The following is a 12,927-nucleotide window of genomic DNA, read 5'->3' on the forward strand; positions in this document are numbered from 1 at the left end:
CCTTTTTGTGTCGAAAAATTATTCGCGATTAAGCGATAACTTTAGCAACAACACCAGCGCCTACAGTACGGCCGCCTTCACGGATTGCGAAACGCAGACCGTCGTCCATCGCGATTGGGTGAATCAGGGTTACAACCATGTTCACGTTGTCGCCTGGCATTACCATCTCTACGCCTTCTGGCAGTTCGATGGTACCGGTCACGTCAGTAGTACGGAAGTAGAACTGTGGACGGTAGCCTTTGAAGAATGGCGTGTGACGACCACCTTCATCTTTGCTCAGGATGTACACTTCAGATTCGAACTGGGTGTGCGGCTTGATGGAGCCTGGCTTAGCCAGTACCTGACCACGTTCGATTTCTTCACGTTTGATACCACGCAGCAGAACACCTACGTTCTCACCAGCACGGCCTTCGTCCAGCAGTTTGCGGAACATTTCAACGCCAGTACAGGTAGACTTAACGGTGTCTTTGATACCAACGATTTCAACTTCTTCGCCAACTTTGATGATACCGCGCTCAACACGACCGGTAACAACGGTACCACGACCGGAGATGGAGAATACGTCTTCGATTGGCAGCAGGAACGGCTTGTCGATAGCACGCTCTGGCTCTGGGATGTAGCTGTCCAGGGCTTCGGCCAGTTCGATGATTTTCGCTTCCCACTCAGCTTCGCCTTCCAGCGCTTTCAGCGCGGAACCGCGGATTACCGGCAGGTCGTCGCCTGGGAAGTCGTAAGCGGACAGCAGTTCGCGAACTTCCATTTCTACCAGTTCCAGCAGCTCTTCATCATCTACCATGTCGCATTTGTTCATGAATACGATGATGAAAGGAACGCCAACCTGACGACCCAGCAGGATGTGCTCACGAGTCTGAGGCATTGGGCCGTCAGTCGCAGCTACTACCAGGATCGCGCCGTCCATCTGAGCAGCACCGGTGATCATGTTTTTCACGTAGTCGGCGTGCCCTGGGCAGTCAACGTGCGCGTAGTGACGAGTCGGGGTGTCATATTCAACGTGAGAGGTGTTGATGGTGATACCACGAGCTTTTTCTTCTGGCGCGTTATCGATCTGGTCGAAAGCACGTGCAGAACCGCCGTAGGTTTTAGCCAGTACGGTGGTGATCGCTGCAGTCAGGGTAGTTTTACCGTGGTCAACGTGGCCGATAGTACCAACGTTAACGTGCGGTTTTGTACGTTCAAATTTTTCTTTAGACACGGCTATATTCCTTACTATAGCGCTCTCCCCTTCTGGAGAGAGCACGGGACTTTGGTTTTAACCCTGCGGCTTATTTGCCACGGGCTTCGATTACGGCCTGAGCGACGTTGTTCGGTGCATCATCATACTTCAGGAATTCCATGGTGTATGATGCGCGACCTTTAGTCAGAGAACGCAGCTGAGTTGCGTAGCCGAACATTTCGGACAACGGTACTTCAGCGTGGATCTTAACGCCAGTCACTTCAGATTCCTGACCGCGCAGCATGCCGCGACGACGGCTCAAGTCACCGATAACGTCACCGGTGTTCTCTTCTGGAGTCTCAACTTCAACCTTCATGATAGGCTCAAGCAGAACTGGTTTCGCTTTCTTAAAGCCTTCTTTAAAGGCGATAGACGCGGCCAGTTTAAACGCCAGTTCAGAGGAGTCAACGTCGTGGTAAGAACCGAAGTGCAGACGAATACCCATGTCTACTACCGGGTAACCAGCCAACGGACCAGACTTCAGCTGCTCCTGGATGCCTTTATCAACGGCAGGGATGTATTCGCCAGGAATTACACCACCTTTGATGTCGTTGATGAACTCGTAACCTTTCGGGTTAGAGCCCGGCTCCAGTGGGTACATGTCGATCACAACGTGACCGTACTGACCGCGACCACCAGACTGCTTGGCGTGCTTACCTTCAACGTCGGTAATCTTCGCGCGAATCGCTTCGCGGTAAGCTACCTGAGGTTTGCCCACGTTAGCTTCAACGTTGAATTCACGCTTCATGCGGTCAACGATGATGTCGAGGTGCAGTTCACCCATACCGGCGATGATGGTCTGGTTAGACTCTTCGTCAGTCCATACGCGGAATGACGGGTCTTCTTTAGCCAGACGGCCCAGAGCCAGACCCATTTTTTCCTGGTCAGCTTTGGTTTTCGGTTCAACGGCGATAGAGATTACCGGCTCAGGGAATTCCATACGCTCCAGGATGATTGGAGAGTCTGGGTCACACAGGGTGTCCCCGGTGGTCACGTCTTTCAGACCGATCGCAGCGGCGATGTCGCCTGCGCGAACTTCTTTGATCTCTTCACGCTTGTTAGCGTGCATCTGAACGATACGGCCGAAACGCTCGCGCGCAGACTTAACGGAGTTCAGCACGGTGTCGCCGGAGTTAACAACGCCGGAGTACACGCGGAAGAAGGTCAAGTTACCTACGAACGGGTCGGTAGCGATTTTGAACGCCAGCGCAGAGAACGGCTCGTCATCACTTGCGTGACGCTCAGCCGGAGTGTCTTTACCGTCGTCCAGGATACCGTTGATCGCAGGAACGTCAGTTGGTGCCGGCAGGTATTCGATTACCGCATCCAGCATCGCCTGCACGCCCTTGTTCTTGAACGCAGAACCACAGGTAACCAGGATGATTTCGTTGTTCAGTACGCGCTGACGCAGAGCGGATTTGATTTCTTCCTCGGTCAGCTCTTCGCCGCCCAGGTATTTTTCCATCAGCTCTTCGGAAGCTTCCGCAGCGGACTCGATCAGGTTCTGGCGCCATTCTTCAGCCAGATCCATCATGTCAGCCGGCACGTCTTCGTATTCGAAGGTTACGCCTGCGTCTTCTTCGTTCCAGTTGATCGCCTTCATCTTCACCAGGTCGATAACGCCGGTGAATTTGTCTTCTGCGCCGATAGCCAGCTGCAGAGGAACAGGGTTAGCGCCCAGACGAGATTTGATCTGGCCAACAACTTTCAGGAAGTTAGCACCCATACGGTCCATTTTGTTAACGAACGCGATACGTGGCACTTTGTATTTGTTAGCCTGACGCCATACGGTTTCAGACTGTGGCTGAACACCACCAACAGCACAGTAAACCATTACCGCGCCATCCAGCACACGCATGGAACGTTCTACTTCGATGGTGAAGTCAACGTGCCCTGGGGTGTCGATGATGTTTACGCGATGCGGTTCGAACTGCTTGGCCATACCAGACCAGAAAGCAGTAGTCGCTGCAGAAGTGATGGTAATACCACGCTCCTGCTCCTGTTCCATCCAGTCCATGGTGGCAGCGCCGTCATGAACTTCACCGATTTTGTGGTTTACACCGGTGTAGAACAGAATACGTTCGGTAGTGGTGGTTTTACCGGCGTCGATGTGAGCACTGATACCGATGTTGCGGTAGCGTGCAATGGGTGTTGTACGAGCCATTTGATTCCTCTATTCCTAGGGCGTTCAAGTTCAGTTAACCCAAGCGGGCCGATTTGACGCGCCCGCTTGGTTAGCATGACTACAGCCGGGTGATTACCAGCGGTAGTGGGCGAACGCCTTGTTGGCTTCGGCCATACGGTGAACGTCTTCACGCTTCTTAACAGCAGAACCTTTGTTCTCTGCTGCGTCAGACAGCTCGTTCGCCAGGCGCAGAGCCATGGATTTATCACCGCGTTTACGTGCAGCATCAACGATCCAACGCATTGCCAGAGCATTACGACGAACCGGGCGGACTTCAACTGGTACCTGATAAGTAGAACCGCCAACGCGACGCGACTTAACTTCTACAGTCGGGCGAACGTTGTCGAGAGCGACTTCGAAAGCTTCCAGGTGATCTTTACCAGAACGCTGAGCCAGGGTCTCCAGCGCGGTATAGACGATTGCTTCTGCAGTAGATTTTTTACCGTCTACCATCAGGATATTTACAAATTTGGCCAGCAGCTCAGATCCGAACTTAGGATCTGGCAGGATTTTACGTTGGCCGATTACGCGACGACGTGGCATGGAAATACTCCGTTGTTAATTCAGGATTGTCCAAAACTCTACGAGTTTATTTTGACATTAAAGTTAAAACGTTTGGCCTTACTTAACGGAGAACCATTAAGCCTTTGGCTTCTTCACGCCGTACTTGGAACGAGCTTGCTTACGGTCTTTAACACCGGAGCAGTCAAGTGCACCACGGACGGTGTGGTAACGCACACCTGGCAGGTCTTTTACACGACCGCCACGGATCAGGATTACGGAGTGTTCCTGCAGGTTGTGGCCTTCGCCACCGATGTAGGAAGTTACTTCGAAACCGTTGGTCAAACGCACACGGCAAACTTTACGCAGTGCGGAGTTTGGTTTTTTCGGGGTAGTGGTGTATACGCGGGTGCATACGCCACGTTTCTGCGGGCAGGCTTCCAGCGCTGGAACGTTGCTTTTAGCAGCCTTCACAGAGCGTGGTTTGCGAACCAGCTGGTTAATTGTTGCCATTAAAAAAGCTCCTGGTTTTTGCTTCGTACTAGCTTCGTAAACATGTGATAAATCCCCTCGTATGCACTATTGGCAAAGTACGAGGACGCAGAATTTTAGGGCTGACCAGTATGGGTGTCAAGAAATATACAACATCACTCTCATCACCAGGCCATTTGGCTGCGGTGTTGTTCGGTTAATTCAACGAAGTGATTATAGCCGACGACAGTGATTTTGTGCGAGAAATGACCAACCAATCCCCGGGCTTCCAGGTCGTCCTGCAGCGCGTAAAGGGATATGGGGGCGGCGAGCAGCAATTCAAGATGGGCGCTGCCGGCAAGGCCGGCAAGCACGCCGTCCTGCAGCAGCAGCAGCGCGTCGCCCTCTGCCGTCAGGCGCAGCAGCGCAGGTAAGTCACATTGGTTTGGCGAATGGCTCAGGGTATACAGCATCAAAGGATCCTAAAACGTCATCACGGCGTCGTAGCCGGCCAGTTCGCGGCGCAGTTCGTCCGGCGCCAACACCTCGGCGTCCAGCACCCAATCGGTCACCTGGCTCAGCCCACGCTCCTGCAGCGAAGCCTGGCACAGATAGCAGCGCTCCACGTCATACAGCGGCAGCACGCCGAAGGTGGCAATGTAATTGCGCGCCAAAATCTTTTCCGGTTGCTGGCCCGGCAACAGCTGCAATACGCCATCGCCGACAAAAAACACCCCCAAGTCTTCGCTGAGCGCCGACGTGGCGAGCAGCGCATCCAGCCCTTCCCTGCCGCCGGCGCCGCCGTGCGGCCCGTGGGTGAAAACAAAAGCGACTCGTTTCATCATATCCTCAGAACTGCACCAGACGGTCGCAACTCAGCGACGCTTCGGCCAGGGAACCCAGCCCGCTCAGGGTAAAACCGGGCTGCAGGTTGGCGCTTGCCAGCCCCTGCTGCGCCGCCTCCTGCTCGTCGGTGACGCCACGGCGCAGCGCAGCAGCAACGCAGACGTTGAGCGCCACGCCGTGTTGCTGCGCCAGCTGCGCCCAGCCGCGCACCAGGTCGAACTCGTCGCTGGCCGGCGCGGTCAGCTGGTTGGCGTTCAACACCCCTTCACGGTAGAAAAAAACGCTGGAAAGCCGGTGCCCTTTCGCCAGCAAAGCCTGAGCGAACTGATAGGCGCTGCTGGCCTGCTGCGTGCCGTAAGCCGGGCCGGTGACCAACAGGCAATAATCGAGCATCAACGGTCGCTTCCCAACAGATCGCCGCTCTTGAACTGGCGGATGTACAGATACACGGTGTGTTTGGAGATATTCAGGCGATCCGCCACCTGGTTGATCGCATCCTTGATGTCGAAGATGCCTTTTTCATAGAGATTGAGCACCACCTGACGATTCTTGGCGTTATTGGACACCGAGCGGTCGGCGTTCACCTCTTCGATGGTGAACTCCAGCGTCTGCGCCACCAGATCGTCGACGGAAGAAGCGAAATTCACCGACGACGGCACGTCCTGCGTGGCTGGCGGCATAAAGGTCTGCATGATCTGCGAGAACGGCACGTCGAGGTTCATGTTGATGCACAGCAAGCCGATCACCCGCTGCTCGCGATTGCGAATGGCGATGGTCACCGACTTCATCAACACGCCGCTCTTGGCGCGGGTAAAGTAGGCTTTCGACACGCTGCTGTCGTCGCCGGCCATGTCGTGCAGCATGCGCAGCGCCAGATCGGTGATCGGCGAGCCGATTTTACGCCCGGTATGTTCACCGTTGGCGATGCGTACCGCAGAGCTGTTCAGGTCTTCCAGCGCGTGCAGTACGATCTCGCAGTGGCCGCCGATCAACATCGCCAACCCGTCGACCACCGCTTCATAGGATTTCAGGATTTCATGATCCGTTTGAGTAAACGGACGTTCATTCAGCAAATCAAGTTCGCTGGCTTCGCTGGATAAAAGCGAATTCGACATCGAAGATACCACCCTCATAGATCGCCTGTGCCAGGGGGCGCAGCTAAAACCGCTCGGACCGGATCGCTGCCGTCGTCGGCACGCCGCATCGCGGCCGGCTGAGAGCGGCATCAAACGGCACGATGACATCCGCGGGCGAGGCGGCCGGGAACAATTTTAGGTACACGCCCTAAGGGGCAGACGCATGACTGATAAATCAGAATTATTAGTCTAGCAAAGCGGCCGGAGCAAAGTCCTTGCGTTTGCGCGTGGTATTGACGTTAAGCCCGATGCCCGGCAGGCGTCAAGCGTTCAATGGAGAGAGAGGCGGCGGCTGCCGAAATGAAAACCGCCGCGGAGGGCATCCGCGGCGGTGGCAAACAGAGCGACGATGTTATTTCGCTTTGGTAGCGGCTTTCGCGTCAGCCGGTTTTTCAGCTTTAGCGTCGGCTTTCGGCGCCGCTTTCACGTCCAGCAGCTCAACGTCGAAGACCAGCGTGGAGTTAGCCGGGATGCCCGGAACGCCGGTTTTACCGTAGGCCAGCGCCGGTGGGATCACCAGCTTGATTTTGCCGCCTTTCTTGATGTGCTTCAGGCCTTCGGTCCAGCCTGGGATCACGCCGTCCAGACGGAACGACAGCGGCTCGCCGCGGGTGTAGGAGTTATCGAACTCGGTACCGTCGGTCAGGGTGCCTTTGTAGTTCACTACCACGGTGTCGCTGTCTTTCGGTGCTTCACCCGCGCCCGGTTTCTCTACCTGGTACAGCAGGCCGGATTCGGTTTTCTTCACGCCTTTTTCTTTAGCGAAGCTGTCGCGGTACTTGGCGCCTTTGGTTTCGTTGTCCTTGGCGTCCTGTTCCATCTTCGCCTGAGCGGAAGCCTTCACGCGCGCTTCGAAGCCCTGCAGGGTCTTCTCGATGTCGGCATCGTTCAGCTTGCTCTTGTTGGCGAATGCGTCCTGAACGCCGGCGATCAGCTGATCTTTGTCCAGCTTGATGCCCAGCTTCTCTTGCTCTTTCAGAGAGTTGTCCATGTAACGACCGAGAGAGGCGCCCAGTGCGTAAGCCGCTTGCTCGTCGTCGTTTTTGAACTTGCCGGTGCTCGGTGCTGCTGCCGCGTCCGCTGGTTTAGCGGCTTCTGCCGGTTTGGCGGCATCGGCTGCCATGACCTGGGTCGCATTCAGAGCAAAAGCCATGGTGGTTGCCAGAAGCGTGACTTTAAACAAAGATTTCATCCATTTCTCCAGTGTCTGAAGCAATGCCCCAAACAATCATTAGGTAAGATAACCGGGCTACTATAGCTGCCTGAAACAAAACAAAACAGTCGCACAGGTAACCAATCGAGTCAAAGTGTGACTCCCGCTTTGCCAAGAAGTTTCCCACCGCGTGCTACTCGCATGATAAATCAGATTTTTCTTGCAGAATATTCGGCGAGGTTAGCAAAAAACGGCGTATCAGGCGCGCAACTTTTCAGCACTTTACACTGCCGATCGCAACGTTGCGCGCCGTCTGGAGAAATAGCGCGAGCAAACCCGGCGCCAGCTGTTACCATAGCGCCGAATCAGGATTTTATCGCGTCAGAGGTAGCCTCATGCACAACGCCGACACTCAACGCCTGCTACAGCGGCTTGAAGAACTGGAGAGCCGTCAGGCCTTCCAAGAGCTCACCATCGAAGAGCTCAACCAGACCGTCATCCAGCATCAAATGGAAATGCTGAAGATGCGCGAACATCTGCGCATGTTGACCGACAAGCTGCGCTCGCCCCAAACCTCAATGATCGCCTCGCAATCGGAAGAAACGCCTCCGCCGCACTATTGAGGGCCCGCCATGCGGTTATTTCAGGCGTGCCAGCCCTGCGACGGCACGCTCGAGATACCGGCGCGGGCATCCCAGGTTGATACGGATAAAACCGCTCCCCTGCGGGCCGAAACCGCTGCCCATCGACGGCGCCAGCTTCGCCACCGCCACCAGCGCCTGCTGCAAGTCAGCATCGTTCAAACCCAGCGAGCGGCAATCCAGCCAGGCGAGATAGGTCCCTTCAGCCTGGGTCATCGTGCACCAGGGCGCGGCGTCCGCCAGCGCCTGCTTAAACCAACGCCGGTTCTCCGCCAGGTAGTCGAGCAGCTCATCAAGCCAGGCCGCGCCCCGTTGATAGGCCGCGGTCGCCGCCGTCATCGACAACGCGTTGAACACATCCAGCCCGTGGGCGTTCAGCCGATCGACAAACGCCTGCCGAAGCCAGGCATTGGGGATCAGGAAATTCGAAATGCGCAGCGAGGAAAGGCCGAACGTTTTGCTGGCGGACGTCGCCGCAATGACCCGCTCGCGATATTCCTCGCCCAGATGCAACACCGACGTAAACGTCTCGCCGGGCAGCAGCAGATCGGCCCAAATTTCATCGGAGATCACCGTGACGTCGTGGGCGTGGCAGAGCGCCATGAGCCGCTCCAGTTCATCACGGCGCCAGCAACGGCCAGTCGGGTTGTGCGGATTGCACAGCAACAACAGCGGCGGTTTACGCTGCGCCAGACAGGCGGCCAGCTGGTCGAAATCGATCCGGTATCCCTGCGGGGTTTCCAGCAGCGGGTTTTCAATCACCTCTCTGCCGTTCATGGTGACTATCTTGGCGAACGAGCCATAATACGGCCCCTGCACCACCACGCCATCCCCCGGCTTGCTGAGCAGTTGGATCAGCATCGCCAACCCCGGCACTACCCCTTCAATCGACGTGAACCATTCGCGCCGCAGCGGCAAGCCGTGCCGCTTGGCAAACCAGTCGATCGCCGCCTCATAGTAAGCGTCGTCGCGTTCGCTGTAGCCAAAGACGCCGTGGTCCACCCGCTGATGCAGCGCCTGCTGCACCTCCGGCGGGCACGGAAAGTCGAAATCGGACACCCACATCGGCAACAGTTCACTGCCGTCCAGTTGCAGATAGCGGTCGATGAAGTCCCACTTCACGGAGCCGGTGTTGTGGCGATCGATGATGGCGTTGAAATGACTCGTCATGTCAGGCTTCCTTACGCTGCAAGTCGTTCTGAGGTTGGAGTTTGGCGATACCGAAGCCGGTGAACCCATAAATCAGGGCGAACACCACCGCGGCATAACATTGGATCGCCCACGGCAGCAGATCGAGGGTGCTGACCCCCAGCGTGGTGGCCATGTAAATGCCGGCGGCCGTCCACGGGATCAGCGGTTCAATGACGGTGCCCGCATCTTCGACGGTGCGCGACAGATTTTTGTTGTCCAGCCCCATGCGTCGATAGGCCCCTTTGAACAGTTCCGCCGGGATCAGCAGCGCCAGCTTGCCGTCGCTGGTCGCGCCGGTCACCAGGATAGTGGTGGCAACGGTGGCGGCGATCAGCTGGCCGGTGGTGTGCACCACTTTCAGCAGCCGGCTGATGATCACCGTCAGCGCGCCGGTCAGCGTCAGGGCGCCGGCGAAGGAAAAGGCGCAGAACACCAGCAGGATCGTACTCATCATCGAGAACATGCCGCCGCGGTTCAGCAGGCGCGGCACATCGGCGACGATCCCTTCGACGTTATGGCCCTGAGTGGCGAACATCGACAGATTGAAGCCGTCCATCAACGCATTCAGCCCCTGCTGCAGGCTAAAGCCCTGCAGCGCGACGCCGATGGCGATCGCCAGCGCGCAGGCGGCCAGCATGACGGGGATCACCGGCCGTTTGGTCACCGCGCCCCACAGCACCAGCACCGGCGGCAGGATCAGCAGCAGATTGAAGTGGTACAGCCCCTCGAGCGCACCGACAATTTCGGTCACTTTCTCGGGCGTTGCCACACTGCCCACCGCACCGGTGTGGCCGGCGATCAGGTACACCACGGCGGCCAGGATAAAACTCGGCAGCGTCGTGTACATCAGATGCTGGATATGGCTGTAGAGATCGGTATCCGCAACGATAGCCGCGAAGTTCGTCGAATCGGACAACGGCGAAATTTTGTCGCCGAAGTAAGCGCCGGACACCACCGCCCCGGCCGCGGCGGCCAGCGGCACGTCCAGACCGGCGGCCACGCCCATCAGCGCCACGCCCACGGTGCCGGCCGCCCCCCACGAGGTGCCGGTGCACACCGAGATCACGCTGGTGATGAAGAACGCGGCGATCAGAATGTATTGCGGGCTGATCAGCTTCAGCCCCCAATACACCATGTAAGGGATGGTGCCGCTGATCATCCAGGTGCCGATCAGGCCGCCCACGCAGATCAGGATCATGATCACCGGCATCGCCTTCGCCAGCTTGGCCACGATGGCCTCGATGATGTCGTCCCAGCGGTAGCCTTGCCACCAGGCTAACGCCGCGGCGATGGCGGCGGAAACCAGCAGCAGCGGTTCAATGCGCAGGCCAAACTGGCCATAGCCGATGATGAGCAGCAACAGCATGGCCACAATCGGCAGCGTCGCCAGCCCAAGGTTGAGCGTTTTCTTATTATCCATATACGGCTCCTGTTGAAGATGGGGTACTGCAACAGCGTAATGGCTTCGGTAATTGGAGGATGTGAGCGCAGGCAAGCGGCCATGTAATCGGTTTCATGAGATGGCGTTGTGTGAGCCGTCTCTCATTCGCCGAGCTTGCTTTGCTCATGCGGTTCGCCGTCGGCTACGGAGTCTCGCAGGATAAGTTCGGCCGAAAAGCGGTTGTTCCGTGGCGCGATGTCGCTGCCGCTGTGGATCTGTAGCGCCAGGCGCGCGGCACGCCGAGCCATTTTCTCGATGGGATAATGCACGGTGGTCAACGCAGGGTGGAGATACTTCGCCAGGGCAATGTCGTCAAAACCGACGATCGACAGCGCCTCAGGCAGCTGAATGTGCCGTTGGTGGCAGGTGCGCATCATGCCGGCGGCCATTACGTCGTTGAAGGTCACTGCGGCGGTGAAGCATGGGTCGCTGGCCAGCACGCGCTCGGCCGCCAGTTCGCCCCCTCGCTCGTTGAAGGGCACGCTGATGATCCAGCTGCCGGGTGCCTCAATGCCGGCGGCGGCCATGGCCTTGCGGTAACCCGCTAACCGCTGCGCGCGGTCGTCGATCGGCAGATCCGCCGTCACGCAGGCAATTCTCCGATGCCCCTGGCGTATGAGCAACTCGGTCGCCGTCTGCGCCGCATTGGCGTTGTCGAGCCAGATGCAACGGTTGGCGATGGCGGGCAGATAACGATTGATCAGCACCAGCGCAGGCGTGTGGGCGGCGTAGCGCAGCAGCTCCTCCTCCCCCATGCGCGTGACGTGCGCCACGATGGCTTCGCATCCCTGGTTGATGAGAAAATCGAGGCCGCTTTTTTCCAGCTCGGCCTGATGCCCGCCGCTGCACAACATCAACCGCACGCCGGCCTGCCGCGTGATGTCTTCCACGCCCCGCGCCAGGCGTGAAAAAAACGGATCGTCGAGGTTGCCGGTCAGCAATCCCAGCATATTGCCGCTTCTTTTCGCCAGCGCCAGCGCGGCGGCGTTGCGATGGTAGTTAAACTCGCGCATCGCTTTCTCGACGCGTTCGCGGGTCACCGGTTCAACGTAGGCGGTATTATTGATCACCCGGCTGACGGTGGCCGTGGAAACGCCGGCGCGGCGCGCAACGTCTTTCATGGTGGCCATGGCATGTCCTGTTGTGCCGTTCGGCGCCCGGTGCGCCGCGCATAAAAAAGGGCAGCCGATGGCCGCCCTCTTGTCTCGTCACTGCGCTCTGCTTAGTGGCAGCCGCAGCCGCCGTTACCGCAACCACCTTTACCATGGTCGTGACCATGGTCGTGATCGTGGCTGTGGCCGTGACCGCCGCAGCAGCCTTCACCGTGCTCGTGGTGATGGTCGTGCTCGCCGTGTACGTGGCCGTGCGCCAGTTCTTCTTCGGTCGCTTCGCGGATCGCGACAACTTCCACGTTGAAGTTCAGGTTTTGGCCGGCCAGCATGTGGTTGCCGTCAACCACCACGTGGTCGCCGTCAACTTCGGTGATTTCAACCGGTACCGGGCCCTGATCGGTGTCAGCCAGGAAACGCATGCCAACCTGCAGTTCGTCAACGCCCATGAAGACGTCTTTCGGTACGCGCTGCACCAGGTTTTCGTCGTAGTTGCCGTACGCGTCGTTCGCGCCGACGTGAACGTCAAAACGATCGCCAACGTCGTGGCCTTCGAGTGCTTTTTCCAGACCTGCGATCAGAGAACCATGCCCGTGCAGATAGTCCAGCGGTGCGCTCACCGGAGACTCATCAACCAAAACACCGTCTTCTGTACGTACTTGGTAAGCCAGGCTGACCACCAAGTCTTTTGCTACTTTCATGATATCTCCTACCGTTGGCTACTAGGACGCGCACCGTTATCGGGATGCGCGCCTTTTCCGGACAGATTGTAACGGAAATCTGCCTCGCTGTACCCTCCGGGATAAAAAAACGCTACTTCGGCTGGAAAATGCCGATCACCTGCTCTTGCGGGCGAACGTGTTTTTCCACCTGTTGTTCGGTCTGGCGCTGATGGTGGCCGCACTTGACACACTCCACCACCTCCACCTGATCCTCCCGCCATACCGCCAACGTATCCATGGCGCTACAGCTCGGGCACACCGCCCCGGCGATAAATCTCTTACGTGTTGCAGACATCG

The 12,927-nt window shown here is 57.5% G+C and carries 15 protein-coding genes; 1 reads left to right on the top strand and 14 read right to left on the bottom strand.

The window, feature by feature from the left end; all coding sequences use genetic code 11:
• Positions 1 to 28: 28 nt before the first annotated feature.
• The 9 genes from tuf to fkpA form a co-directional block, all read right to left on the bottom strand.
• Positions 29 to 1,213 (bottom strand): elongation factor Tu, encoded by a 1,185-nt coding sequence (gene tuf, locus ACUXAC_RS23210; protein ID WP_015376315.1) that lies wholly within the window; start codon positions 1,211 to 1,213, stop codon positions 29 to 31.
• Positions 1,214 to 1,283: 70 nt separating this feature from the next.
• On the bottom strand, positions 1,284 to 3,398 hold the full coding sequence (fusA, locus tag ACUXAC_RS23215; protein WP_060428649.1) for an elongation factor G: 2,115 nt from the start codon (positions 3,396 to 3,398) through the stop codon (positions 1,284 to 1,286).
• A 93-nt stretch (positions 3,399 to 3,491) separates the two neighbouring features.
• Positions 3,492 to 3,962 carry a 30S ribosomal protein S7 gene (gene rpsG, locus ACUXAC_RS23220; RefSeq protein ID WP_004956203.1) on the bottom strand — a complete coding sequence of 157 codons (471 nt, stop codon included), beginning with the start codon at positions 3,960 to 3,962 and terminating at the stop codon, positions 3,492 to 3,494.
• 96 nt (positions 3,963 to 4,058) lie between these two features.
• Entirely contained in the window at positions 4,059 to 4,433 is a 375-nt protein-coding gene (rpsL, locus tag ACUXAC_RS23225) for a 30S ribosomal protein S12 (RefSeq protein WP_004930426.1), read from the bottom strand.
• A gap of 143 nt (positions 4,434 to 4,576) precedes the next feature.
• Positions 4,577 to 4,864, bottom strand: a complete 288-nt coding sequence (gene tusB / locus ACUXAC_RS23230; protein ID WP_019456119.1) for a sulfurtransferase complex subunit TusB — start codon at positions 4,862 to 4,864, stop codon at positions 4,577 to 4,579.
• A gap of 9 nt (positions 4,865 to 4,873) precedes the next feature.
• On the bottom strand, positions 4,874 to 5,233 hold the full coding sequence (gene tusC, locus ACUXAC_RS23235) for a sulfurtransferase complex subunit TusC (RefSeq protein ID WP_033636258.1): 360 nt from the start codon (positions 5,231 to 5,233) through the stop codon (positions 4,874 to 4,876).
• Between the two features lie 7 nt (positions 5,234 to 5,240).
• On the bottom strand, positions 5,241 to 5,630 hold the full coding sequence (gene tusD, locus ACUXAC_RS23240; protein ID WP_015379269.1) for a sulfurtransferase complex subunit TusD: 390 nt from the start codon (positions 5,628 to 5,630) through the stop codon (positions 5,241 to 5,243).
• Positions 5,630 to 6,352 (bottom strand): helix-turn-helix transcriptional regulator, encoded by a 723-nt coding sequence (locus tag ACUXAC_RS23245; protein ID WP_004930418.1) that lies wholly within the window; start codon positions 6,350 to 6,352, stop codon positions 5,630 to 5,632. The genes tusD and ACUXAC_RS23245 overlap by 1 nt, the downstream gene beginning before the upstream one ends.
• Before the next feature lie 373 nt (positions 6,353 to 6,725).
• A complete protein-coding gene (gene fkpA / locus ACUXAC_RS23250) occupies positions 6,726 to 7,565 on the bottom strand; it encodes an FKBP-type peptidyl-prolyl cis-trans isomerase (RefSeq protein ID WP_038878056.1) in 840 nt (279 codons plus the stop codon).
• A 356-nt stretch (positions 7,566 to 7,921) separates the two neighbouring features.
• Here fkpA and ACUXAC_RS23255 point away from each other — a divergent pair, with 356 nt between their 5' ends.
• Entirely contained in the window at positions 7,922 to 8,149 is a 228-nt protein-coding gene (locus tag ACUXAC_RS23255; protein WP_421082760.1) for a SlyX family protein, read from the top strand.
• A gap of 15 nt (positions 8,150 to 8,164) precedes the next feature.
• Here ACUXAC_RS23255 and ACUXAC_RS23260 read toward each other — a convergent pair whose 3' ends face one another.
• The 5 genes from ACUXAC_RS23260 to ACUXAC_RS23280 form a co-directional block, all read right to left on the bottom strand.
• Positions 8,165 to 9,337, bottom strand: coding sequence for a MalY/PatB family protein (locus tag ACUXAC_RS23260; RefSeq protein WP_193158457.1), 1,173 nt, complete (start codon positions 9,335 to 9,337; stop codon positions 8,165 to 8,167).
• Between the two features lies 1 nt (position 9,338).
• Complete coding sequence (gene nhaC / locus ACUXAC_RS23265) at positions 9,339 to 10,778, bottom strand: Na+/H+ antiporter NhaC (RefSeq protein WP_047729710.1); 1,440 nt, start codon at positions 10,776 to 10,778, stop codon at positions 9,339 to 9,341.
• 122 nt (positions 10,779 to 10,900) lie between these two features.
• On the bottom strand, positions 10,901 to 11,929 hold the full coding sequence (locus ACUXAC_RS23270; protein ID WP_387445096.1) for a LacI family DNA-binding transcriptional regulator: 1,029 nt from the start codon (positions 11,927 to 11,929) through the stop codon (positions 10,901 to 10,903).
• A gap of 92 nt (positions 11,930 to 12,021) precedes the next feature.
• On the bottom strand, positions 12,022 to 12,609 hold the full coding sequence (gene slyD / locus ACUXAC_RS23275; protein WP_038878063.1) for a peptidylprolyl isomerase: 588 nt from the start codon (positions 12,607 to 12,609) through the stop codon (positions 12,022 to 12,024).
• Positions 12,610 to 12,721: 112 nt separating this feature from the next.
• Positions 12,722 to 12,925: a YheV family putative zinc ribbon protein gene (locus ACUXAC_RS23280; RefSeq protein WP_015379274.1), complete on the bottom strand. Its 204-nt coding sequence runs from the start codon at positions 12,923 to 12,925 to the stop codon at positions 12,722 to 12,724.
• Positions 12,926 to 12,927 lie beyond the last annotated feature (2 nt).

Source organism: Serratia sp. 121840015-1 (genome assembly GCF_053627655.1).